The organism is Vibrio sp. B1FIG11, assembly GCF_905175335.1.
GTDB lineage: Bacteria > Pseudomonadota > Gammaproteobacteria > Enterobacterales > Vibrionaceae > Vibrio > Vibrio campbellii.
The window spans coordinates 1,168,227-1,194,033 of the sequence record NZ_HG992752.1 but is presented as its reverse complement, the minus strand read 5'-3'; the positions used below and the strand labels follow the sequence as shown (position 1 = coordinate 1,194,033).

15 protein-coding genes and 7 tRNA genes are annotated in these 25,807 nt (G+C 43.4%); 17 read left to right on the top strand and 5 right to left on the bottom strand.

The window, feature by feature from the left end; genetic code table 11:
- The 6 genes from viaA (at position 1) to KHO06_RS22155 (ending at position 9,891) form a co-directional block, all read left to right on the top strand.
- Positions 1-1,455 (top strand): ATPase RavA stimulator ViaA, encoded by a 1,455-nt coding sequence (gene viaA, locus KHO06_RS22180; RefSeq protein WP_038891257.1) that lies wholly within the window; start codon positions 1-3, stop codon positions 1,453-1,455.
- Positions 1,456-1,689: 234 nt separating this feature from the next.
- Positions 1,690-1,763: transfer RNA gene (locus tag KHO06_RS22175), tRNA-Cys, on the top strand.
- A gap of 412 nt (positions 1,764-2,175) precedes the next feature.
- Entirely contained in the window at positions 2,176-2,943 is a 768-nt protein-coding gene (locus KHO06_RS22170) for a hypothetical protein (RefSeq protein ID WP_212582523.1), read from the top strand.
- 152 nt (positions 2,944-3,095) lie between these two features.
- Positions 3,096-3,998, top strand: a complete 903-nt coding sequence (locus tag KHO06_RS22165) for a LysR family transcriptional regulator (RefSeq protein ID WP_045367908.1) — start codon at positions 3,096-3,098, stop codon at positions 3,996-3,998.
- A 446-nt stretch (positions 3,999-4,444) separates the two neighbouring features.
- Positions 4,445-6,151: a D-lactate dehydrogenase gene (gene dld / locus KHO06_RS22160; protein ID WP_212582522.1), complete on the top strand. Its 1,707-nt coding sequence runs from the start codon at positions 4,445-4,447 to the stop codon at positions 6,149-6,151.
- A gap of 983 nt (positions 6,152-7,134) precedes the next feature.
- Positions 7,135-9,891: an Ig-like domain-containing protein gene (locus tag KHO06_RS22155; RefSeq protein ID WP_244858411.1), complete on the top strand. Its 2,757-nt coding sequence runs from the start codon at positions 7,135-7,137 to the stop codon at positions 9,889-9,891.
- An 81-nt stretch (positions 9,892-9,972) separates the two neighbouring features.
- Here KHO06_RS22155 and KHO06_RS22150 read toward each other — a convergent pair whose 3' ends face one another.
- Together KHO06_RS22150 and KHO06_RS22145 are read right to left on the bottom strand one after the other, a co-directional pair.
- Positions 9,973-10,755, bottom strand: a complete 783-nt coding sequence (locus KHO06_RS22150; RefSeq protein WP_212582521.1) for a thioredoxin domain-containing protein — start codon at positions 10,753-10,755, stop codon at positions 9,973-9,975.
- Positions 10,756-10,831: 76 nt separating this feature from the next.
- Complete coding sequence (locus KHO06_RS22145; protein WP_212582520.1) at positions 10,832-13,201, bottom strand: hypothetical protein; 2,370 nt, start codon at positions 13,199-13,201, stop codon at positions 10,832-10,834.
- Between the two features lie 601 nt (positions 13,202-13,802).
- On the opposite strand from KHO06_RS22145, the gene KHO06_RS22140 reads away from it, so the two are divergent.
- The 5 genes from KHO06_RS22140 (at position 13,803) to KHO06_RS22120 (ending at position 16,367) form a co-directional block, all read left to right on the top strand.
- Positions 13,803-13,889 (top strand) — tRNA-Leu (locus KHO06_RS22140).
- A 97-nt stretch (positions 13,890-13,986) separates the two neighbouring features.
- Positions 13,987-14,062: transfer RNA gene (locus KHO06_RS22135), tRNA-Gly, on the top strand.
- A gap of 5 nt (positions 14,063-14,067) precedes the next feature.
- A tRNA-Cys gene (locus KHO06_RS22130) sits at positions 14,068-14,141 on the top strand.
- A 319-nt stretch (positions 14,142-14,460) separates the two neighbouring features.
- On the top strand, positions 14,461-15,984 hold the full coding sequence (amyS, locus tag KHO06_RS22125) for an alpha-amylase (protein ID WP_212582519.1): 1,524 nt from the start codon (positions 14,461-14,463) through the stop codon (positions 15,982-15,984).
- Between the two features lie 137 nt (positions 15,985-16,121).
- The gene (locus KHO06_RS22120) at positions 16,122-16,367 is read left to right on the top strand and encodes a hypothetical protein (protein ID WP_005427091.1); all 246 of its coding nucleotides are present in this window, start codon (positions 16,122-16,124) and stop codon (positions 16,365-16,367) included.
- Positions 16,368-16,449: 82 nt separating this feature from the next.
- On the opposite strand, the gene KHO06_RS22115 is transcribed toward KHO06_RS22120, so the two are convergent.
- Complete coding sequence (locus KHO06_RS22115) at positions 16,450-17,238, bottom strand: lipase (RefSeq protein WP_038891268.1); 789 nt, start codon at positions 17,236-17,238, stop codon at positions 16,450-16,452.
- Positions 17,239-17,336: 98 nt separating this feature from the next.
- On the bottom strand, positions 17,337-18,215 hold the full coding sequence (locus tag KHO06_RS22110; protein ID WP_244858410.1) for a CHAD domain-containing protein: 879 nt from the start codon (positions 18,213-18,215) through the stop codon (positions 17,337-17,339).
- Between the two features lie 924 nt (positions 18,216-19,139).
- On the opposite strand from KHO06_RS22110, the gene KHO06_RS22105 reads away from it, so the two are divergent.
- Positions 19,140-20,942 carry an Ig-like domain-containing protein gene (locus tag KHO06_RS22105; protein WP_212582518.1) on the top strand — a complete coding sequence of 601 codons (1,803 nt, stop codon included), beginning with the start codon at positions 19,140-19,142 and terminating at the stop codon, positions 20,940-20,942.
- Positions 20,943-21,030: 88 nt separating this feature from the next.
- Here KHO06_RS22105 and KHO06_RS22100 read toward each other — a convergent pair whose 3' ends face one another.
- Complete coding sequence (locus KHO06_RS22100) at positions 21,031-22,284, bottom strand: hypothetical protein (protein WP_244858409.1); 1,254 nt, start codon at positions 22,282-22,284, stop codon at positions 21,031-21,033.
- 575 nt (positions 22,285-22,859) lie between these two features.
- Here KHO06_RS22100 and KHO06_RS22095 point away from each other — a divergent pair.
- The 5 genes from KHO06_RS22095 to KHO06_RS22075 all read left to right on the top strand — a co-directional run bounded on the left by KHO06_RS22095 (position 22,860) and on the right by KHO06_RS22075 (position 25,765).
- Positions 22,860-22,946 (top strand) — tRNA-Leu (locus KHO06_RS22095).
- 138 nt (positions 22,947-23,084) lie between these two features.
- Positions 23,085-23,158 (top strand) — tRNA-Cys (locus tag KHO06_RS22090).
- Positions 23,159-23,351: 193 nt separating this feature from the next.
- A tRNA-Cys gene (locus KHO06_RS22085) sits at positions 23,352-23,425 on the top strand.
- A 414-nt stretch (positions 23,426-23,839) separates the two neighbouring features.
- Positions 23,840-24,286 (top strand): hypothetical protein, encoded by a 447-nt coding sequence (locus KHO06_RS22080; RefSeq protein WP_217706805.1) that lies wholly within the window; start codon positions 23,840-23,842, stop codon positions 24,284-24,286.
- Positions 24,287-24,412: 126 nt separating this feature from the next.
- Entirely contained in the window at positions 24,413-25,765 is a 1,353-nt protein-coding gene (locus KHO06_RS22075) for a diguanylate cyclase (RefSeq protein WP_212583421.1), read from the top strand.
- Positions 25,766-25,807 lie beyond the last annotated feature (42 nt).

Below are 25,807 nucleotides of genomic sequence, written 5' to 3'. Positions count from 1 at the left end.
ATGTTAGGTGCAGACGGACTCAACTTAGCGCTCATGGTGGCAGATTCAGGCATCATTGATAGTGCGGTTAACGATTTAATGGCGCGTTCACAAGTCATGATGGTGGCGGAAAACCGAGGCATGAAATCCTCAGTAAAAAACCATCTACTTAAATGGCGTGGCAACGTGAAAAAGCGCATGACGAAAGTCTGTGAGACAGAACGTTTCCAACAAGAACTCGCGCTCTACCAAGAAGTCATTTATTGGGATGAGAACGAGTTCTTTGAACGCATTGATGACGTGATCAAGAAGCTTGAATGGCACTCAGCGTTTTACATGCAAGCGCGTCGTATGATGGAGAAGAACAAAGGGGTGAACAATCCAATGTTCCCTCATTACTTCTGTGACCAGTGGTATCAAAGCCTTGCTGAAGCAATCAAACAAGCACAAGTTTCTGAGCTTGAAGAGAACAAAGAAAAAGTCCTTAACGACCTTTATCAACGTATGGAAACCATGCGCAACATGGACAAAGTGACGGAAGCTGGTGACGAAGAAAGCGTAGGGCGCTTGTGGGATATGGCGTCCGCTAAGTTGAGTAAAACCGACTTAACCGTGATGAAGCGCCACGCAGAGTTCCTTAAAAAGCACAAAGGCTTACAAGAAATCGCAGAACAGCTTGGTCGCATGGCGGGGCAAGTAAACGATCCTGACCTCAATCGCGCACCAGCAGAAGAGCTGCAAATGGTTGAGGAAAAGAGTGACGAAGCGACAGACGACATCGTCGGTATTCATGAAAGTGATGATCTCAACAAACTGCTACCGAACGAAACCATGTTTTTGGCGTACCCAGAGCTGGAAGTCGTGTTCTACAAGCATTTGGTTGATAAACGCTTGATGAACTACCGCACGCAAGGTAAGTCTCGCACACTACGTAAGGTAAAAGCGCACAAACCCGATCATAAAGCGGTGGACGTCGAAAAAGGACCGTTTATCGTTTGTGTTGATGCGTCAGGCTCGATGAGTGGCTTTCCAGAGCAATGTGCCAAAGCTATGGCTTATGCACTGATGCAAATCGCTCTGGCTGAACAACGAGATTGCTACGTGATCATCTTCTCCACTGAGCACATTACTTACGAGTTAACGCGTCAGGATGGCTTACGTGAAGCTGCCGACTTTTTAACTTACAGCTTCCATGGTGGTACGGATTTGGAGCCAACGTTGATTAAATCCATCGATTTGATGAACAGCGACAAATACAAAAACGCCGACATGGTTGTTATTTCAGACTTCATTGCGCCAAAACAGCAAGATGAATTGCTTGCAAAAGTCGATGCGCTAAAAGCGAAGAAGAACCGATTCCATGCCATTAGCTTGTCGAAGTACGGCAACCCAGCCTTAATGTCGATGTTTGACCACACTTGGTCTTACCATCCAAATGTAGTGGGGCGCTTGTTTAAACGCGTTGCCAACGGTTAATCGCGTGAATAGAGATACAAAAGCGGCACCGATTGCCGCTTTTCTTTTGTCTATCTGTTTTGATTTGCCTTAACCAAAGTGAGTAAATCTGGGCGGTGTAGGTCGAATTAACATCGGATTGGTTTAAAACAAAGCAAACAAACAGAAATTTTGGATTTTTGTTTGACTATATTTCCTGAATCCGTAAAGTAGCAACCAACGCAACGGGGCAGAGCCTTTAAGCGTAAACAATTTGGCGCCTTGGCAGAGTGGCTATGCAGCGGATTGCAAATCCGTGGACCTCGGTTCGACTCCGGGAGGCGCCTCCATATTTTTGGGTATGGCAATGGCGATATCCAGATGCGAAAGCATCAACAATAGACCAGCGAAAGCTGGTTTTTTTGTGCCCGAAATTTGGTGTGTGAATACACCATATTCAGTATCTTAGATAGCCCTCAAGAACGTCTTACAAAAGTTTACTTCACCATACAAACTAATACGCTGTTGCTAGTTTATCTTTAACCCGATGATACAAAGAAGTTTTTGGCTTCGCCCTGCTGTTGTTTAGTGAGGCGATATCTTTTCTTGAGTGTGTATAGTATTTTGTATGTTAATCTTTGTTGTTATCATTTCTATCAATAAAAGCTGTCGCTGATTAACATCTGTGTAGCTTTGTAGCCTCTCCCATGTGCCACGGGGAGAACGCTCCTTACAATCGATACGACAACAGGAAAACAATACGTGACCTCTAGAATACATGCTGCTCATGCATATTCCCTTTTGATGTTTACCACCCTATTTGCTTTAGCAGGCTGTGGAGGTGACTCCGGCGGTACAACTGTTACACCGCTTGGTGAACCTCAAACTCCATACACCCCTAAATTTGCTTCTGAAAGTTTAGTTCTAAACTTAAAAGATAATAGGGACATTAATGTCGAACGTGTTGAAAATACAAGTCGACTCGTTTCTGCTTTTTATGATGAAGAAATGGAGAGACTCTTTTCCGCTGTTGGTTTACCTGACAATTCGACAATAGACGACTTAAGAAACAAGCTTTCAGCCCTAGTTGGCGAAACGGAACGTGGGTATGACAGAATGTATTCTATTTACGATTCTGGTGTGAGTTTCCATATTGATTCAAATTCTTACCTCGCCTTTGGCCTAAAAGATATTTTTGAGGACCAATCTGAATTGCGAGGGGATCATTACACTCATATAGGGCTTGTTTCGATACCTAACCAGATAGATTGCTCTTTGATAATAAGTGTTTTTGATAAACCATCCCTCACGTGCGAGAGTAGTGATGACGGCAATCAACTTGCCATGTCATACAGAGAAACAAATCAGTGGGCTGAATACAGTTTTAAGTTGTCGTCAGATGATTTCAATTTTGATGAAACATCTGTGACCTTTCAGCCTAATACAAGGAAAATTGAGCTGAAGCAAAACGGTAACTCTGCAAAAGAAGGATGGTTAAACAATGACACATCAGTATCATGGATTAACTAGAACGACCGATTAATTCTGACAACAAGGGCGAGCCATACCAGCTCGCCTTTCTCGTTGGGAAAGCCTTTAAAAGCCAAGTGTGAACTTTCTTGCGGCAATCTACGGGAAATCTCTTTAGAATGTCTTCTTCGACAAGGAAGCAGTGAAGACACATGAGAAATACCGACGACTACATTATTTTCTATCATTTGGTTGAACAGGGTTCATTCAGCGCCGCTGCAAGACAAATGGAACTCACTAAGTCGGTCGTCAGTAAGCGCATTGCCAAATTAGAGCAGGAGATAGGTGTTCAACTGCTTTATCGAACCACACGCACGCTTAAGCTGACAGAAGCAGGACAGTCCTTCTTCGAACATGCTCGAAGTGTCTATCAAGCGGTCTCAACCGCTGAGGAATCCATTGTTGGTTTGGGTAAGAGCCTATCCGGCAACATCAAGATTACCGTTCCGACCATCTCTGGTGAACTTATCCTTCCTACCGTTATTTCTGAATTCAACCAAGCTTATCCAGATATCAACATTGATATGGAACTGGACAATCGATTCGCCGACATCGTCAACGAAGGTTTTGACCTTGCCATTCGTACTGGGGTTTTACCAGACTCAAGCCTAATCGCACGTAAGCTTGTTGATGCAAACTGGATTGTGTGTGCATCGCCTAAGTACGTCGCCAAACATGGCAAACCAAAAACGCCGGACGATCTCACCAAGCACAACTGCTTGGTTTATGCCTATCAAGAGACAGGTGCACGTGAGTGGGCTTTCAAGCGTCATGATGAGGTGTATCAGGTTAAGGTAGATGGGAATCTATGTACCAATAACTCATCTGCGCTACGTAACGTCGCTTTGCTAGGGCAAGGTATCATTTATGTGCCTCGGGTACTGGTTTATGAAGACTTGCAGCAAGGTAAGCTGATTCAGTTGTTTAAAGACGAAACGGCTAAGTGTTTGGGCATTTATGCTGTGTACCCATACACCCGCCAGCAACCTGAAAAAATTAAGATCTTTATCGAGCACTTGTATCAGTGCTTTCAACGTCGTAGCCATCAATTCTAGTGGCTCAACTTTTCTCAAAGGAGTGATTCTCCTCTGAACGAAGGGAGCCGCCCTAAATTTAAACTCTCCAATCTATCTATTTTCTTCATTGATCGACAATGTCACAGCCATATAACGCTGCTATAACGTCAAGATGTTCACATGTTGTGGTTTTGTTTTGACTGAATATTCTGTCAAGGTCAGGTATATAAAGCCTTGTTGACTCTTTCGACTTTCTTTTTCTTCGATATTGTGCACATTTGTTAACAATGCACTTTGCTATTGTTTCTTTTTGGAAACGATAAGTTTCTTTGTTGATTTTATAGTTCTGAGAATTTTAAGTAATTGAATCTGTGGGTAATTAATGTAGTTAACTTTATCTGGGCGTTGTTATCGGACTTTGGTGGCATGGACGTTCAGATTCGGACTACTTATATTGGCTGGGCATAATAACTAGAGATACGGATATGAAACAGAAGCAGCTCATCGACGCGTTGGTCACTATTGTCGGGGAAGAAAATGTCCTTACCGATCAAATCAAAACCAAGTATTACCGCAGCGGTTTTCGCTCAGGAAGCGGTACGGCATTGGCAGTGGTTTTTCCTAAGACTCTGCTAGAACAGTGGAAGGTCATCCAACAATGTGTGGACAATAATTGCATCATCATCATGCAAGCAGCCAAGACGGGTCTAACCGAAGGCTCTGCGCCAAGTGGTAGTGATTACGACCGCGATGTGGTGGTGATCAATATCACCAAGATGAAGCAAATCTATCTGTTAGACGGCGGTAAGCAAGCGGTTTGTCTTCCGGGAGCAAGTCTGCATTCATTAGAAAAAGAGTTGCGAGCGGTTAATCGCGCGCCGCATTCAGTGATTGGTTCTTCTTCTCTTGGCGCAACCGTTGTAGGTGGTATTGCAAACAACTCTGGTGGCGCCTTGGTTAAACGTGGTCCGGCTTACACAGAGTTAGCCATATACGCTCAGGTGGACAACGACGGTAAGCTCAATCTTGTTAACCACCTTGGTATTGAAGGATTAGGCTCGACGCCTGAAGAGATCTTACAGAACATCCAAGATGGTAACTTCGACCCAGATAAAGTGATTCATGATGAACGTATGGCGTCAGATAAAGAATACGACGAACGTGTCCGTGATGTGACTTCTGATATTCCATCGCGCTTTAATGCCGACGAACGTCGTCTGTACGAGGCGAGCGGTTGCGCTGGTAAGCTTGGCGTGTTCGCTGTTCGAGTTGATAGTTATCCTATTCCTGAGAAAGAGCAGGTGTTCTACCTAGGTACTAACGATCCAGATAAACTGACCAAGCTGAGAAAAGACTTCCTTACCCAATTCGAGAACTTACCAGAAATGGGTGAGTACCTTCACCGTGATATCTTCAACATGGCAGAGAAATACGGAAAAGACGTCTTCCTTTCTATCGATTTATTAGGCACGGATAATCTGCCTAAGATGTTCTCGCTTAAAGCTAAGGTTGAAAACTTCTTAGAGCGTGTGCCGTTGGTCAGTAAATACCTGCCAGATACTATTCTCTACTACGCAAGCAAGCTATTCCCACAGCATCTACCAAAACGCATGTTGGAATACCGTGATAAGTACGAGCACCATCTTGTACTTAAAATGAGCGATGGCGGTATTGCCGAAGCGCAGAAATACCTTAAAGAAGTTTGGGCAGCTGAGCACGATAGTGACTTCTTCGAATGTACGCCAGAAGAGGGTAAGAAAGCGTATCTACACCGTTTTGCAGCAGCAGGCGCAGCCATTCGTTACGAAACCATTCATCGCAAGGAAGTAGAAGACATCGTTGCTCTTGATATTGCGTTACGACGTAACGATGAAGAGTGGTTAGAAACATTACCAGGAGAAGTAAGTAAGAACCTCGTTAAGTCTCTCTATTACGGGCACTTTATGTGTTATGTATTCCACCAAGACTATGTCTTCAAAAAGGGCACCGACACCAAGTTGATGAAGAAGTTAATGCTGGAGCACCTCAACAGTCGCGGTGCAAAATACCCAGCGGAACACAACGTAGGGCATCTGTACGAAGCGGAAAACTCGCTGCAAAAGTTCTACCATCAACTTGATCCAACCAACACCTTCAACCCTGGCATAGGTAAAATGGACCGCTACAAGCGCAACTGTAACTGTTGTGCTTAGAAGGTAAGAGTATTGATTCTAGGAGCCGCTGACATACGCGGCTCTTTTTTGATTTTACCTTGTAACCCTACAGAGGATGACTGTTTAGAGGTAGATCACATGGAATCCAGCCTTTCGAATTAATAATTCAGTATTGTGTGGCTTTCTATCATTATGATTTAAAAATGCATTTTAAAAACTATCAGTTTGAGTTATGAATTGTTTGGTTTTTAATCGTTCTGTTTGGTAATATTTCCTTCGCTAAATATTTAAAGGAAGTAATAATTATGAAATTGAATTAATAATTATAAGGGTTTTATATCCGCATCGTTGCATTAGTTACTTACAGCGTCCTCCAAAATTAAAGTTCAGGTTAAATATAACTCAACATAACCTTGGGTCACTTGCGCTTTAAATTTAATACCAAATACGGTCCTATTTCTTTATATGTGCTTAGATACGCCATGTGAAGTTATAGTAATGTGAGCCACTCTACCTAGATTTTCATTTTATTAAATAGGTGAGGTTTTTATTGCTCATTGATTTTAGCAATGTCGTACTTGGTTGGATAACATGCTGTTGTGGGAGTGCAAGTAAATTAGTAACCCGTTTTGACTTGAATCATAAGTCACAAGACGTTGTTGTTTTCTATCCATAATAAGATATAAATCTAAAATATAATTATGTTTAATTTTAATAATTACTTACCAGTTAATGGTGTTAATTTAAATAAAAGATTCGTTCTAAAACTTGCTGTTATATCCCTTGTTATATTTTCGTCAAATGCCTTGGCTGCATATATAAATGATGTAACGGACCCAAATACTCATCAGCATCACCACCACATACATTCTGATGTACATGAATCAAAAGAGAAATTGTCTACTGATAATAAAAATATAAAACGAAATATACAGCAGAATAACTCAGATCTATTGGTCGCGATTGAGAATTACCAAAATAGTGATGGCGAAGCTAAATTACGTTATTTTTCAGAAGCATTAATGTTACTTAAGTCGAGACAAGAAACCATTGCACAATTGGCTGATATTGACCCGCTCCTTGCAACAAAGGTCGCTTTTAACAACAAGCAGCGCAAGCTTATTCCATCAGAGCTTCAAGGCTTTGTTGAGCAAGAGCAGCAATTAGAAGGCGCTTTGGAAGTGTTTTATGAAGATGATGATAAAACGCACTCCAGTCGTCTTCGTTACATCTTGAATTCTGGAAACACGCGAATCGAAGTCAAATTTCCTAGCCACGCAGTCGCTAAGGGCTTGCGTGATGGCGACAAGGTACGTGTTGACGGGATCAACATCAAGCAAATGGGTAAGAAGTTAGATGTGTTGGCGGTGAATCAGGACCCATCTAATTTATTGGTTTTGGCCGATGGTAGTAACACAACTTCTACGGACGGGGCTGACTCGACACAAGTGACCGCGAGTTCATTTGGTGAACAGCGTACTTTGGTGATGTTATTAAACTTTCTAGACAACACTCAGACACCATGGGCAGTCGAAGAAGTGCGAGAGTTAGTATTTGGGCAGGTTAATGACTTCTATAAAGAAAACTCTGATAACCAAGTATGGCTAACGGGAGACGTGGTTGGTTATTACACGCTACCAATGAACACAACGTGTGACACTTGGGCAATTCATACAACCGCTGAAGACGTGGCTTTAGACAATGGCGTTAGCTTTGGTGATTATGCGCGTATTCTATATGTGTTCCCTGAAAACTCATCGTGCGGGTGGACCGGCAAAGGAACGGTGGGGGGGAGTCCTTCTAAAGCGTACGCAAATGGCTCCCTTACTTTGCGCACCGTCGGACATGAGCTAGGACATAATTTTGGTCTGCATCACGCTAAAGATCTCGATTGTGGCTCAGACATTATTGGTGAACGATGCGCGTCGGCAGAATATGGTGATGCGCTCGATATCATGGGTATGTCCGGTATTACTGGCCACTTCAATGCGTTTAGCAAAGAGCTTTTAGGCTGGATTACCACAGGTTCAGGAAACGTCCTTTCCGTCGAGGCTGAAGGCAGCTATTTACTCGAGCCTGTTGAAACGCCACGTAATGGTGGTGCCAAAGGATTGAAAATTAGACGTGGTACTGATGACGTGACTGGGAAACCTTTGTGGTACTACCTCGAATATCGTCAAGCGATTGGATTTGATAGTTTTGTGGAAGGTAAGTCAGGTATTACGGGCGGTGTTATTTTCCACTTAGCGACGGAGGATGATCCACAAAGTAACTTGATGCTGGATATGATTCCAAATAGTGGCCTAAGAGATCTTGATGATTCAGCGTTGCTTGTTGGCCAAACGTATTCCGATGTTCAAGCGGGCATTACCATCACAACAGAATGGGCAGATGGAAATGCTGCCAGCGTACGTGTGACCTTTGATAATGATCTGTGTGTGCAAGCAAGCCCTTCAATTGCTCTTACATCCAGTCAAGTGGTGAGCGGCGTTGCTGGTTCCTCTGCCTCTTATGAGTTGAATGTGACGAACAACGATACGAATGCCTGTTCGTCATCTTCATTCAATGTCGGTGCTAATGTGCCTTCTGGTTGGTCTTCAACCCATGAATCTTTGACATTGGTTCCGGGTGAATCGAAAGCGGTAGAAATTAGCGTAGCGTCGAGCGATTCAGTACAAGAAGGCAGTTACGACATACTGCTGAAGGCGGGAAATAGCACTGATTTAGCATTGGCAACCAGTATTCCAGCGGTTTATCAAATTGAACCAAGCGTTCAGACGTGTGAGATGGCTAATCCAACGTTAACGCTCGTTGCAAACTCAGCGGGAGAGTTCGAACCGGGAGCAGTAGCTAACTACACCGCAACCATTACCAACAATGATAGCCAAGCGTGTGAGTCAACGAATTTTCAAATCAATGCCAATGTGCCTGAAGGGTGGATCACGACTAGCAGCGTTGCTTCACTTGCTTCGGGTGAAACGACATCTATTAGTTTGAGTGTTACTTCTGACGCTTCGGCCGAAGCAGGAAGTTACAGCATTGACGTGATAGCAACCAACACGCTAGACGCAAGTTATAATGCGCGAGCGAGCAGTGTGTACAAAGTGGCTGAAGTGACGCCTACTTGTGAGCTAAGCCCTCCATTGTTGACGTTTTCTTCTTTGATTCAAGAGGGTAATGCCGGTGACACCTTGGTGTATTCTGCGACGTTGACGAGCCAAAATGGTCCTGAATGCGACTCTGTGTCGTATACTGTATCTGCAAATGTACCAAGCGGATGGAGTAGCTCAACTCACCAGTTTTCGCTTGAGTCTGGACAGAAGGCTAGTGTTGACTTGATGGTTACTTCTTCAGACAATGCTCCTGAGGGTGAGTATCCCATTCAGGTGAGCACGGTATTAACTAAAACCAGCGAAGCCGTGGTGAACGGCGTTGTCGAATATCGCATCCTAGCGATCGCCAATTTATCTCCCATCGCTAACGACGACTCAGTCGTGTTGACGGCAAAAGAGGTGACCGAGATTGATGTGCTTGCGAATGATAGCGATCCAGAAGGAGACATACTGCAAGTCGTTGGTTTTACTCAAGGCTCTAAGGGATCAGTCAGTTTAAACAGTTCTGGGCGCTTAGTTTATTCACCAGCGAAGAATTTTAAAGGAAGTGATAGCTTTAGCTACACCATATCTGATGGTCAAAATACAGCGACTGCAATGGTTTCCATTCAGCTAAGTAGCACGAGTGGGGGCGGTGGTAATAAGGGCAAAGGAAACAGTAAATAGATTCTGTTGATCTGCGCGATAGAGGAGGCAATAGTGAGAGTTATTGCCTCTTTTGGTTTATATTAGCGCTAAGTTAAACGGCTACTTAGGTGTTTTAAGAAGATCGTCAAATAGTGCGGAGAACACGCGATAATCTTGCGCACCGACAACCAGTTGTGCGCCCACTAATTGGCCATTTTCAATACGTCCGACAACAAAACTTGGCGTACCACGAATACCAAGAGTGGATGCAAGGGCAATGTCGTTTTCAACATTCTCTGCCATTTGAGGATCTTCAAGACACGCAGAGAACTTGTCGATATCCAGCTTTAAGTCACTTGCGGTTTTTTGGTACAAAGCGGTATTTAAGTTGCGCATATTTGAAAACAAAGCGTGTCGCATTGGCCAATACTCGCCTTGCTTAAAGCTACAATTGGCAGCAATTGCGGCACCTTTAGCTTGTGGATGAAACCCAAGTGGAAAGTCTCTTGTTAAGTACTTAACCTTTCCTGAGTCGACATAGTTTTCTTTGATCTTTGCGAATGTGTTGTCGGTGAAGCGTTTGCAGTAAGGGCATTGGTAGTCAGAAAACTCGATGATCGCGATTGTCGCGTTGTCATCACCCATAGACGGAATAGTTCCATTGCCATCAAAGTCTTTTTGATCGGGTAAAGTCCTGAATTTTGATTTGGCTGCTTTGGCTGCATTTTCTTTAGCTAACTCAATGTCTGAGTTAATGCTTTCAACCTGCGCTTTTAAGTCTTTTACTTCTTGTCTTAATGCGGCTAATTCGGATTCAACTTTCTCATCATTGGCTGGTTGACAACCAACAACCAGCGGAACCGACAGCAGCATAGCGTAAATGCTTTTTCCATACTTCAACATAGTGATATCCCCCTGTATGGATTGAGAAAAGGGGCAATGGCATTGCCCCTTTAGTTTGGAGAGTTTCTATTTGGTATTAATCGCCTTCTACAGTGTTTACTTGAATGGACACAAAGTTGACTAATGAATCACCCTCGTCATCCGTTACTGTTGCAACGACACCTTCAAGTGCGCCCTGAGCTAGGAACTCAATAGGCGTGCTGCCTTCAAGGCCAGGTATTAGCTCAACTGTGAATGCACAGTTGTAAATGTTATTACCTGAACCACTGTACTCAATAACTTGACCGATATTACACGCTGGGTAGTAAACATCGTTGTATGTACCACCTTGCGTATTCAAGATTCTAAAGTTAGGGCCTGTTTCACCATCTGCGACAGTCACACCAAGTAGAGTCAACGCACTTAACGTCACATTATCCACTTCTGATGCATTGGTTAGTTCAATGACGATTAGACCGCTGACCGCAAATGCTAGGTCAGTATCAGGCTCTAACGGATCGAAGGTGACAGTTGCATCATCCATTGCCATTACGTTTAGGCCATCTTCATCGGTACCGCTAATGGTCGCTACGTTAACGTGGCTGTCACCAGCATTACCTTGAACTTGTAGTGTGATCGTACAGCTCGCAGATTCGCCTGGTTCCAGTGAGAATCCAAGCAATGGGGTAGGAGTGATGCCACCACCATTTTTCGTATTAACCATACAGTCATCGGTGAGAACACCAAATGGAACGTCAGTCAGGCTGGAGAAGACCACTGTGTCGGATGTAGAAACACCATCAATTTCATCTTTTACAGTGAATAAGAATGTGTAGTCGACATCACGGTAGAGGTTCGGATTATCACCAGTCTCAAACACTGAAGTTGGATTGGCTGTTTTTTCTAGAGTGATCATAGAAGGTACGTCCAATACCAAAATAGTATGAGAATCCATGTCTGTCGCGGTGTCATTCTCATTGTCTTTCGCTGTTGCTGTCACTGTATTTGTGAAACTATCACCAGCATTACCTTCAACATAGACACTTAGGGTACAGCTGTATGTTGCCCCAAATGCTATCGTTACAGGATTATCAAGACAGTCACTATCAGCCCCAATCGCACTTAGATCACCGTAGATGGTGTCAACTAAGCTCACGAGTTCAATAGGAGAATCAAATGTACCAGAGTCATTAGTCACTTCGAACGTAAACGTGACATCTTCTCCTGGCTCAAGTACTTCGTCTTTATCCGCTGATTTAACTACCGTAATCGCAGGTGGAATGTTAGTGATTTGTACCTGTCTCTCTACGCTACAATGTTCGCCTAGTGCTACTTGGCCTACACCAGCAGGGCAGGTCTCACCATTAACAACAGGATCACCGTTCTTATCTTGTAGCGTTACCTTAACCACATCTTTATAAAGCTCTGGTGTTGGTATATCTGGGAGGTCGGTATCAACCACATACACGCTGAATTGACAGCTGTAGGTTGCACTCGGAGCCACTTCATACAGAGGCGAACCGACTGGACAGTTAGTTGATGTTAGATAAACACCATCAGACGCTCCGGGACCAGTAGTGCCGCCCCAAAGGTCAAAGCTCACATCATAAGTGCCATCACCATTAATATCGATTTCATCGCTGATTGCACTAATGAATAGAGATGTTTGTGCATTAGGGTTAGTAAAGCTCACATCGAAGGTAAATTCACCACTTGGCTCTGGGTGTGAACTTGGTGTACCTTCAGACTTGATGATATCTGGTGGTGACGGTTTGATGAACACGTCAATATTAAAGGTGTCACAGTTACACTTCGACTTGGTATTAGGGATCTGACCAGCATATGGGTCTTCTTCCGTTGTACAGTTATCACGCTCTATGTTGTCCCACGCCGCACAATAGGTGAAGTCGGCTCGGTTATCGCCATCGTCATCGGTACAAAGCATGGTGATTGTTTCGTTTAAAAGCGTGTACTGGTCTGGCCCAAGCGCTTTTGTAATATCCCCACAAGCGTCTCCATCGATTTGTGCATCAGCGGTTTCTCCACTGCCTCCAGGGACGGGTAGGATCATACTACAGTTTCTAAAATTACCTTGAACGACCTGAGGGCTGGCCTCAGTTAAAGGAAGATAAAATGTGGTGTCGTATCGTTCATTTGCATTAGTCCGTACAGTTACATCAGCTTGGAATGAAAAGGTTTCCCCAAGGTTACATTCTGCGTTTGGATCGGTTGGGATCACTCGGGTGATTTCAACGTCATTTGCTGTACAGTTCAAAGCATCTTGAGGTAACGAGTTCCCCGGCTCTAACAAATACGCATCCGCCATACAGAGTTTTTCCGTTGGCGAGAGGTTGTATGCCTCTGCTTGAGCTGGTGAATGATTCGCTACGCCATACAATGCTGCCGAGCCAACAAGGATGACACTCATTACCTTGTTGAGCCTGCTATGTATTAATCGTTCCATCATTGACCTTCTTTTTCTTCGAAAGTTTGAACAAGAGGGCTATATGAACGCTGAGCAAATTTTCGTGTCCCCTTTAAAAAATGACACTTATCAGCGAGTTAAAAAACGAGCCCTCATTCCTTGACCAAACAGCCTCTTGGGTGAATCTTGTTGGATTCGCCGATGAGACAATGTGTTGGTTGCCCTCTGAAGAGCAAGAAATGAACCAATCTCTATGTTATTGAATTGACTTAATAATATTTATTAAGTGCTCAGAATAACTGTTAAGGCGTGTACAGGTTGTTCACTTGTGTTGAGTATCACTAAGTGGAAATTGTTAAAAGGCGTTATTTATCAGTCAGGTAGGTCTTTTAGGATAATTGTGTTTTTGGTGGACACAAGTTAACAGATCGATCACTATTGCTGTTGCAGAGAAAGGGCGTTCAGAGAAGCACAGTATTTGCGCATGCCGATTATGATTTGCTCAAAAAGAATGATTAATGTTCATTCGGTTGATAATTATAATAATTTTTGTTGACCTGAAATCTCAATCCGTTAAAGTACGCCTCGTTCTCACGGCGAAGGTCGTTAGAGCTGATGGTGTTACCATCGCATTGATTGCGTTGCCCTGGTGGTGGAATTGGTAGACACAAGGGATTTAAAATCCCTCGACGTTCGCGTTGTGCCGGTTCAAGTCCGGCCCGGGGCACCATCCAAAAATTGAGTGGGTGAATTTAATATCCCGCCGTCGAGTTGAACGGCCGAGTGTCGGACCATCAATTCCGGCTCGGGACTCCATCTCAAATTATGCGACACTAGCTCAGTTGGTAGAGCGCAACCTTGCCAAGGTTGAGGTCACGAGTTCGAACCTCGTGTGTCGCTCCAGTTGAGGCGCCTTGGCAGAGTGGCTATGCAGCGGATTGCAAATCCGTGGACCTCGGTTCGACTCCGGGAGGCGCCTCCATTCTTTTCGAAAGCTCGTCATTATGACGGGCTTTCTTCGTTTTAGCGCAATGGAATCGACGCGCGTTAATCCTTCTTTCTGCTGTTTACTTATTATCTCCTCCCTGATTATTTGATCGGGATTCAATAATTGCATTCAATTAGTTATTGGTTTTATAAATGTTATACATCTCAATAATTGCAGAGGGTGATTGGTGATAATTTCTCTACGATTGTAGTCCGAACTTTTTGTTGTACAACAGACGGTTAGTTGGATCTTTTCTTCCTGTCATGTTGGCTCTCTAAGCTCGAACTTCGTTCTAAAACGTGAGAGAAAAATAATGAAAACATTTAACCTTAAACCCACACTTTTACCTTTAACTTTGCTGCTCAGCTCGCCGGTAATGGCGGCTCAAAATGGAACCATGATGCAGTATTTCCATTGGTATGTGCCAAATGACGGTGCACTCTGGACACAAGTTGAAAGCAACGCGCCAGCACTATCTGACAACGGCTTTACCGCGTTATGGCTACCGCCTGCCTATAAAGGGGCTGGTGGCAACAACGACGTAGGTTATGGCGTTTACGATATGTATGACTTGGGGGAGTTTGATCAAAAAGGATCGGTGCGAACCAAATACGGTACTAAAGACCAATACCTCGATGCTATCAAAGTGGCGCACGCAAACAACATTCAAATTTATGGTGATGTGGTGTTTAACCACCGTGGCGGTGCGGATGGTAAATCGTGGGTCGACACCAAGCGAGTCGATTGGAACAACCGGAACATTGAGCTCGGCGACAAATGGATTGAAGCATGGGTCGAATTTAGCTTCCCGGGGCGTAACGACAAATACTCAGATTTCCATTGGACGTGGTATCACTTTGATGGCGTTGACTGGGACGACGCAGGTAAAGAAAAAGCGATCTTCAAATTTAAAGGCGATGGCAAAGCATGGGATTGGGAAGTCAGTTCTGAAAAAGGCAACTATGACTACCTCATGTACGCAGATTTAGACATGGACCACCCTGAAGTGAAGCAAGAGCTGAAAGACTGGGGCGAGTGGTACCTAAGCATGACGGGTGTGGATGGTTTCCGAATGGACGCGGTTAAACACATCAAATACCAATACCTGCAAGAGTGGATCGATTACTTGCGACAGAAAACGGGCAAAGAGTTGTTTACTGTCGGTGAGTACTGGAACTACGACGTGAACAATCTGCATAACTTTATCACCAAGACTTCTGGCAGCATGTCATTATTTGATGCACCGTTACACATGAACTTCTATAACGCTTCGCGCTCAGGTGGTAACTTCGACATGCGTCGTATCATGGATGGTACCTTGATGAAGGACAACCCAGTGAAAGCTGTGACTCTGGTTGAGAACCACGATACGCAGCCTCTTCAAGCGCTAGAATCTCCAGTCGATTGGTGGTTCAAGCCTCTCGCGTACGCGTTTATCTTGTTACGTGAAGAGGGCTATCCGTCAGTCTTTTATGCTGATTACTACGGCGCGCAATACAGTGATAAAGGGCACGACATCAATATGGTGAAAGTGCCGTACATTGAGCTATTGGTGAAAGCTCGTAAAGATTATGCGTATGGTAAACAGCATTCTTACCTCGACCATTGGGACGTGATTGGCTGGACAAGAGAGGGGGATGCGGAACATCCTAACTCAATGGCGGTTATCATGAGCGATGGCCCTGGTGGAGCAAAATGGATGTACACAGGTTCGCCGAGCACTCGTTACGTCGACAAGCTAGGTATTCGGACTGAAGAAGTTTGGACGGATGCTAATGGATGGGCACAGTTCCCAGTGAACGGCGGTTCGGTTTCTGTTTGGGTTGGCGTTAAATAATCCAACTTTCAGACTTGCAGATGTGACGAATTTCGAAAATTGTTCGCATTTAATCAATATCTTGTTTGATATTCATGAAACATATGCGTAACTTTATACCAAAGCATTATCACTAGGCAGACTAAGGAAAGGAATCTATGGCTGACGTTTTGATTGTTGCGATTGTATTCGGTGCAATATTTGGTGGCGGTATCGTTAAGCTGATTCTTAATCATCGTAAGGAAGTAAGAGCGTTAGAGATTTCTGAACGCAACCAGATGAGTCAAGAAGAGCGAGATGGTCTTAACAAGCAAGTAGAAGACCTAAAACAACGTGTTGAAGTATTAGAGCGCATCGTTACTGACAACAGATACCAACTTGATAAAGAAATTGCGTCTTTGTAATTCTGAACCAACAAGAAAGAGCCAGTTTAATACTGGCTCTTTTTGTATCTGCTTCTTTTTCCAAACTAAATGAAGCAATTGACTACCGCTCATCAAAGAAGTCTTTGTTACGAATGTATTTGCTCATTAGATGGTAGGAGAAAGGGCGGATCAGCCAACTCACCAAAGAGCGTCCAAGACGCATCAATGTTGGCGTATTCTCATAAATTCTTCCGTTATAAAGCCAAAGCATTTTACCCACATGCCAGTAGAGAAAAGGTACTGGAGGCATAAAGGTGACAATGTCGATATCACAACAAATACGATAGGTTTTATGGCCTAACCCATACCGTTTTCTAAATGTCCAATCGCCAATTGCTGGCTGCCCAAATGTGACTACTCGTTTAATGCTTTTCGGGTACTTACGTTCGATATAGTCGGCAAAAACGCTGCCAATTGCGCCGCCCGATGAATGCCCAGTAATGGTGATGCGCTTACCCTGTAGAATCAGAGGTACAATGGTGGCTTCTAATCTCTCAATCACACTCAAACCGAGACGATCTTCATTTCTCGATGGTTGGCTTTCTTGGAATAACAAATGGTAGAAACCGGCATGGATGCGATAGTTGAGCCCAAGGCGCTTGCAGCTACGAGTCCACATGGCAAAGTTCAAAAGCCAATCGCTAATGCTGTGCGACCCCTTAATCACAACAACGACTTCTGTGCGCTTTTTACTCCACAGAACACGGATCATGGTTTTGCCAAACTCGTTTTTAATGATGCGCTGTCCATTAGGATCAAAACCATAGCGAGTCTGCCTAAAGACCCTAGGATAAGCGAGATTACAGAGCACAGCGTAGCGTTCGTATTGGTATCGTTTTAATGGCTTCACGTTTTTCTACTTAGTTTTAGTCAATGTAAAACTCTAGACGTGAAATATGAAAAGAACATGAATGGCTGTCATTAGGTAGGAAAATGAATTGACTTTTACTAGGAGTAGAGAGCGAGTACGTTGGCTGTTTCAATTCTTTTTCTAAATGCGGCCAAGTCTAGGAAGATCGTTTGCTTTGAGTTGTAGTGGTGGTCTTTTACGGTCTTGAGTAAGGCTTTGATAGCTTTCCTTTGAGGCTTTTCAACATAAGATTGCGACTTTTGAAAACGGAAAAACGCTATTTGGCTTGAAGTGTCATTGAATATACCGAGACAATCTTGTAAGTGTTTGAGCTGTTTGATATTCGCCTTATGCAGAGCGCTATCATACAAAGGGGAAAAGTAATCTAGTAAATAGCGCAGCTTTTTGCATTCAATTCTTAACGCGTGAATTTTGCTATCTTTGCTTTCTGTCGTTAAACCATGGCTTACCTTAATTACCTTTTGAAAGTGCTGAGTAATTTTAAGATTGGCCAAATCCATCGCCTTTCCAACTTCGTGTTTGGGTTCGTACACGCGCGAGCGTTGAAGGCTGTTTTCGATGAGAATGCAGGTCTTATGGTAGCAATCAGACTTTAACCACTCAGACACCCGTTGTTGCTCCTTGGTTTGAAGGTTGGATATGTGAGCAAATACAGACTTTAAGGCCTCCTTTTGCTCTGGATGTTTGTTTAGATAGTAGGGAGCGTCAGAGACAAAAACGTCAAGATCGCGAAGCTGGTTCGTTTGCTTCATTAGGGTTCTGATATGGCGTTTCAATAGTCGATGTTCAAAGGGTGGCAAAACGTCTTTTAATAGCAAGCTTAGGGAGTGGATACGACGTAAAGTGACTCGATATTGATGGTTGAACTCAGGGTCGCTTCCTCTTGCAACTCCCAATTCAAGCTGTCGTACATGGCAGAACTCATGAGCGAAAAACCGAGGTAAAGTGAAGCTCAAATCTGACTCCGTATGTAAGTCCCATGCAAAAGGTGGTTTCCGAAAAATTCCCATGATCCGTTTTCCTATTCTGATGTGGTTAAGTTTAGAATATTGCTTTCATACTCTCCCACTAAAGTGCATAACGTTTAGTAAGAAAGGCTAACGTTATGTTTTTATGGGATTGTCTTAATGCATTATTAAATCAGTAACATAATAATGTTGTTTTTATTATTCCTAATTCATAATGAAGTTCTTAAATATAAAATATTTAATAAGCATCAGTATGATTTGCAAAGCCTTATTTAAAAACTCTTAATTTTGATAACTTGGTTGGTTGAAATTTAAGCTGTTTGTTTGTTAGTATCGCACTCACAATGAAATACAGTCATTATAATAAATGGATATAAAGCAGTGGATTAAGTCAGTTTTTCTAGGCTCTTCGTTCTAGAAACCTACCTTGATGAATTAAAGCGCGTCTATTGAGTTCTATTAGGCTCAATGTGTATCAGTTTGCTCCTTTTGATAGAGCTGAACTGAGAGTCCGTGTGCTTTGAATGCCCCTTGTTTTCTGCCTTTACAGGCTGTAATTAACTAATGGAACCTCGCTTATATTTAGTGAGTAGTTTCGTGCACTTAAATAAATCTGACGCTTTGACATTGAAGTAAGTGAACGCAACAACATAGGAAATTACCACTTTATTAATCTTATTCTTTTAGTAACCGATTTAGTTTAATAGATTATCTCGTCTCTTTTTAATTCGATCCTATATTAATCGTCGAAATAATTAAGACGAGGGTCTGTTTTATTCTGTAGTAAAAGCAAGGCGATGTTTTTACTAGTTAATATGTTTTGGCTTTGAGTGATTAAAGGCTAAATTTGAGGTCCATAAATTGAATTTATTCAACTCTACTAATATCTTGAGTTATATTTCTAACTTAAGGATGAAAGCAAAAGGAAAAGTTGCAATTTCTATTGCTGTTCTATTCACCATTTCTACATTTTCTGCAATTGCAGGTGAAGTTTTACCTACGAAAGGTGAACAAAAGACGCTAGTTTTACTGGTCAATTTTCAAGAGAATCCCAATGAACAGCCTTTAAGTGTTGAGCAAGTGGAGAGCCTTATATTCGGCGAAATAAACGACTTCTATCGTCAAGCATCCTTTGATCAAACGTGGTTATCTGGTGAGGTGGCGGGTTGGTTTACATTGCCGCTTTCCAACCAAGCTTGCGACTTTACTGCTGTTCAAAATGCTGCTGACGAAAAAGCAGTGGCAGCAGGCGTTCCTTTGGCAGATTACGACCGCATCATTTATTTAATGACACAAACAGCGTGTGGTGTCGCGGGTTCAGCCACACTAGAAGGTATTCCATCGAGAGCGCATATCAACGGAAACTTCTCTGCGACAAACATTACCCATGAACTTGGGCATAATTTTGGGCTACATCACTCTCGAGCGCTAGACTGCGGCGACCAAACATTAGGCGGGCAATGCGAGGTTCGTGAGTATGGCGATACCTATGACGTAATGGGTGGCCCTGATATTGGTTACTTTAATACGTTTCAGCGTGAACAATTGGGTTGGTTAGATGGTGAATATGCCGCTAAAACCATCGAAGCAACGCAAGATGGTAATTACTCCATTGCTTACTATGAGTCCCAAGGTGAACAACCAATAACATTAAAAGTGCCTCGCGGAATAGATTCGGCTACTGGAAACATGCGTTGGTTCTATATCGAATACCGTCAGTCTGTTGGTTTTGATGACTTTCTTGATGGTCGTTCGTACTCTTTCTATCGTGGGGACGTAACGGATGGAATCATTATCCGTAGTGCCACTGAAGGAGATGCTCGAAGCAGCAATCTTCTGCATTTCAAGACGGATTCAGAATACAAAGCAGTATTTGGTCGTAACGATTGGTTTGACCCAGCAATGCCAGTCGGAGGCAGTTATACAGACCCAGAGTCGGGTGTTACTTTGAGCCTGACTAGCGCTGCGAACGGGACGGCTGAAATCAATGTTCATTTTGGCGACGACAACTCCGGTGGGGGCAGTACGTGTACGACTAATACCCCAAGCCTTGAAGTGATTCCATTGTCAGACAGTGCGGTTTTTGCTGGTGCAAAAGTAGAGTATAAAGCACATATCACAAACCAAGATGGCGTTGATTGTGCGAGCACTACTTTTAATGTCAGTGCAGCTGTACCTCATGGCTGGCAAGCGACAAATGGAGACATCACGTTGGCACCGGGCGAATCTGGTGACGTGTTATTTACTGTCACTTCATCAATCGATGCAACTGCAAAAGATTACTCAATTGCGGTATCGGTGAACCATAGTCAAGACGCGGAAGCGAATGTTGAAACCTCGGTTCTTTACACTGTGCTTGATGAAGGCGGTACAGCCCCAGAGCTTACTGCGGAAGATGACAACGTGCTATTGACTGAGAAGCAACCCGTCACCATTGACGTACTATCAAACGATAATATTGATGAACAAGTGCAAGTCACCATTGTTTCTTACTCGAATCCTAGCAAAGGTCGATTGGAGTTATTGTCGGATGGCACGTTCCGTTATAGTCCGGAAAATCGCTTAAAACACACAGATAGCTTCACTTACACCATTAGTGATGGTCACAATACTGCGACGGCAATGGTGAATATCACCTTACAAGAATCGTCGGGTGGTGGTGATGGCGGTGGAAACGGCAACGGTTCAAAGCCTGACAAAGGAAATAACAAGTAATCTGATGAAAATGCCCGGTAAACTCGCTACCGGGCATTTTTGTTGTGAGTTAACGATCATGTTGATGTTAATAATTCAACTTTGATTGTTACTCAGGACATTGAACGGGCTCTGGACAAGTAGGGCACAGAGTACATTCGGCGTATGCGGTCATCGCTTCGACGGTAGCGCCAAAGACGGTTTGACCCGCTGCATCGACAGTATCTGTAAACGCTGCCACTTGTTCACCAGGTAAAGGTAAGCCATCACTTTCCCCTGGTACAGGCTCGTAATCCCCGTAGAAATCTTGACATTCACCTGGGGTCAACGTACCCACGAGTATCGGATCAGAGTCTTTATTGTCGATAACGACAACATCTTCGATGGTGACATTTGAAGTATTACAAACGCTACCACCATAGTTCACTTGTAGACCATATTCATGGATACCAGTGGACGCAAAGCGGTTTACAACCACGACATTACACTCTTTTTGTAGTGATAATGACCCCGGGATATTTTGGCTTGGACATTCCCAATCTGCTTCATCAGAAACCGCGACGCTACCGCCACCAACCAGTGCTGCAGTCGCCTCTGCATAGTTGGTAATACCGTTTTGAGCTACTCTAAATGTGCCATTGAACAACTGATGTTCACCAACGGCTAATGTGGCTAACTCATACATGTGAACACCGCCGTCTAGGTCTTCGTCGACCGCTGTTATGTCGGTCGCTTTAATATCATAAAGAGGAAGCTGACCAACATTTTCTACTTTTAACTCGTAGGTGTATTGAAGGGAATCACCATTAACAATGTTATTGAATGTACAAGTTTTAGTAATTTTGATTTCTGGTTTACCAGGGGTGTAGCAAAAAGAGATATGACTTAAACCATAAAATCGACCGTTCTTACCGACAGGTGCGTGCAAGCCACTGTCTTCGTTAACCAGTAATCCATTGGTGTAGTATTCGTATAAGTTACCGTTTGGGCCACCTTTAACGAAGATACCATGCATGATCACTGCACTGGTTCCTTGATCCCAAGAAAATGTTTTAGCCCCTTCCTGAACTGCAATAGTTATATCTAATTCACCATCACTGTACGCTCCATCTGCAACAGGCTCTATTTTGAATTCTCGCAGGTCAGGAATTCCGATTAGATCAGAACACGTAGGATTCCCCTCTATTTCAACAGGCTGCACTCCTTTCTCTGAGGGATCTCCTGAAGCACTTTGTACGCTTTGAGCTCCAAACATGAGGCTGGCGATAATCAACCAGAAAAATGCTTTGAAAGAACTGGGTTTGATGAGGCAAGCGCAGTTTGTTTCTATCGTGCGCCACCATGTGTTGTGTTTAGCGTTCATAAAACCTCCAGCGAGTACGGACGCGCTGATGATATGCCCATACGATCGCATCATTATTTTTCCTAAAATAAGTTCGATACTGCACGGGACATATAGCATAGAGTGTTCCATATTTAACTTATTGAATATTAATGATATTTATCTTTTGGGGAATAGAGAGTGAACAGTTAAAGAGGTAAAGGTGTCATTGGGATCTTTCTAAACTACTGAATAACATGCGTTTGTAAGGAAGGAGTATAAGTGTTCACCAAGTGTACAGGTTGTAACTGGGTAGACACTTTGAAGAGAAAGCATAAATAGCATGGCGGTTAAACCGTTAAATGAAGGATGCGTCAGTCACTGAAAATCGACAAAATTAGCGGAATTGTCTTCCAACTTCTGTGTGTATTTAGAAGTAATTGCTCATGCGTTGTACGAATTGTTCGAGGAATGATCTTGAGAGTGTGCTTTTTAACCGTATGAATAAAAAAGATAAAATTTATTGTTGACCTAGAATCTTAATCCGTTAAAGTACGCCTCGTTCTCACGGCGAAGGTCGTTAGAGCAGGTGGTGTTACCATCGCATTGATTGCGTTGCCCTGGTGGTGGAATTGGTAGACACAAGGGATTTAAAATCCCTCGACGTTCGCGTTGTGCCGGTTCAAGTCCGGCCCGGGGCACCATCCGCTAATTGAGTGCGTGGATTTAATATCCCGTCGTCGAGTTGACCGTCCGAGTGTCGGACCATCAATTCCGGTCGGGGCACCATCTACTTATAGAAGTAAGAGCAAGTTACTTCATCGAGAACAAAAAATCGGTAAGGCGCCTTGGCAGAGTGGCTATGCAGCGGATTGCAAATCCGTGGACCTCGGTTCGACTCCGGGAGGCGCCTCCATTCAACATCGACACTTAAAGGGTACCATCGCTCTAAGTGTTGAATGATAAACCGACAAGTTGCTGCTTTTTATATCGAACGACTCAGGCTTAGGTGTTTTCCTTTGACACTCACTGATAATTCCGTAAAGTAGCGGCCATCGAAAGGGGCAACCCAGACGATACATTTCAGAGTTTCTTTATTGAAACGCTATGGCGCCTTGGCAGAGTGGCTATGCAGCGGATTGCAAATCCGTGGACCTCGGTTCGATTCCGGGAGGCGCCTCCATTATCTTTCTTTTCCCCCGTAAATTGAATCCAAAGCTTTAGTTCAGACCTCTGACCATTGGAAATTCCCAACAAAACTAACTTCTTAGAACCCACAAAATCGTTACACTTGATCGTTATTTTTGTAAGTAATTTCGACAGAACCCTCATTTTACACTTTTCGCCACTCTCTTTAGTTCCCAAAACACCGATTCAACTGTATTAACAGAACGTTGTTAATTATAAACTGAGTGCATTACCAAAGGCTAATTGATAACATCATATATAACTTATTGTTAATATATGACATTGTTAGTTTTTGGCTCAGGATGAGCCCATTTTGTTTTAGGGAGAAGTACACGTGTTATCTCATTTAAGCAGGCCATTCGTAGCCTTAACGTTAAGTGCTGCGTCACTCACTGCTTTCGCAGCCTCAATGGCGAGTTACCCAGAAGGGTGGCAAGATTGGCCAGTGGTTAAAGAGTCACAAAACCTACCTGCAGACACTGTTCTGCCGCCTGACACCTCATTGTTTATTCAAGAATCCGTTCGAGCGTATAGCTGGATCAATAATGGTCAAGGATCACCACTCACGATCCGCGTAAACCCTCAGAAAATCGAACAATACAAAACTCACGGTCCATATACTGACGGTCCAACGGCTGTGGCTATTTCAGAAGTTGATGGGATCGTTTGGGTGACTGAGCATATCGGTGGCATGGCCATCTATGGTAGTTATGATCGTCAAGGCAAAGATATTAGTCATACTCATCCTTCTTTAGAGCCCTCATTTTGTCAGAGCTGCCACACGACATATCAGGACATTTGTATCAATGGTACATGTGCTGAGCCCGTTCTAGGTGTTTATAAAGACAAACAGTAGTTGATTGTGAGTAATCGAGTTTTCGGCTGGTTGACGATTAACCAGATGCTGTTTGTTTCGCATCTGGTGTTGGTACTTTCCATTATCTTAGGTTTATCATTTACGCGTTTCCAAAGTGAATGGAACATGCGTATTGAACATGCCGCGACCATGGCGAAAACCCATTTGTCTTCTCAAGTAACGTTTTTGTCTGGCTCGATAGCTGGTCGCAACTACGCCAACCTGATGATGCCATCGACGAAAGAAAACCTCAGAGCGATCGATGATCTTCTGTTTATTGAGATATCGGGTGTTTCAGATTACAAAACTCAAAATGTGGCAGTGCGTTACCTGTCTGAATCGAACCAAGTGTGGCGAATTGATGTCAGTGATCAAGAAGTTAAGGTCTTAAAAAACCAGAAGGCCAATCTGGTGAAAATGTTGTCGGTAACGCCAGATACGGAGGAGATCAAACGCAATAAACTTCAATACCTGATAAATAAAACCAATGTGGATTTAGCGTCGCTCTCGGCCAGTCAAACGTTAAACCGGGAGACAGAACTTCCTTGGAATAAAAGTGCTTTGCAGCAATCAGATTTTTATTACGATTCAACTCTTTCTGTATTGCATGTCTGCATACCTTTAAGAAATATCAATGGTGGGTACATCTGGGCTGTGTTAGATGCGAGCGCATTGAACAACATTAAAGGCCACTTGATAAAAGAGCTGCTTAGTGAGGCGTTAACGGCGACACTGATTTCTATGGTGTTGATTTATATGGTCACAATATGGATTGTGAGTCCGCTTAAGCGTCTTTCTCAATCAATGAAGAAAGACATCGAAAAGATTGACCAATCACATATCCCAGAAATCACACGTTCAGATGAAATTGGTGAACTCGCACGTTCCTATTCAAGTTTGATCACCAAAATCAAAAACCAATTGAGGGTACTTCGCCAACAAACGGATACGGATACCTTAACAGGGATTGGCTCACGTTATTTATACAAGCGCAGTGCCCCGGTATTCGTGAATGAAACCCTAAGCCACATGAATTATGCCTGCTTTGTGTTGTGCGATATCGATAACTTCAAAAAGTTTAACGATACCTATGGACACACTGAAGGGGACAACGCCTTGTGTGATGTCGCTGAAGTCTTTCGTTCTCAGCTAGGTAAAGATCAACCTTCATTTCGCTTAGGCGGAGAGGAGTTTGCTTTGCTTGTCTACGGTAACACTTTAGACGTGTTGAACTCCAAAGTTGAGCACTTAAGACGAGCAGTCGAAACACTTGCCATCCCACATATCAAAAACCTGCCATCTGAAGTTGTGACGATTTCAGTGGGTGCGGTTCCACTTACAAAAGTAACGCCACACCTTGATTTAGAAGCCTGTGAAAAAGCGTTAGAGCAAGCCTTTGAAGTTGCAGATAAGAACTTGTACACAGCAAAAGATAAAGGCCGAAACGTTGTCATTATGGCAGAGCCTATCAGCCTGTAGATTTTAGTTTCATTCCATTTAATTCGGCCGTTCGGCCATTTA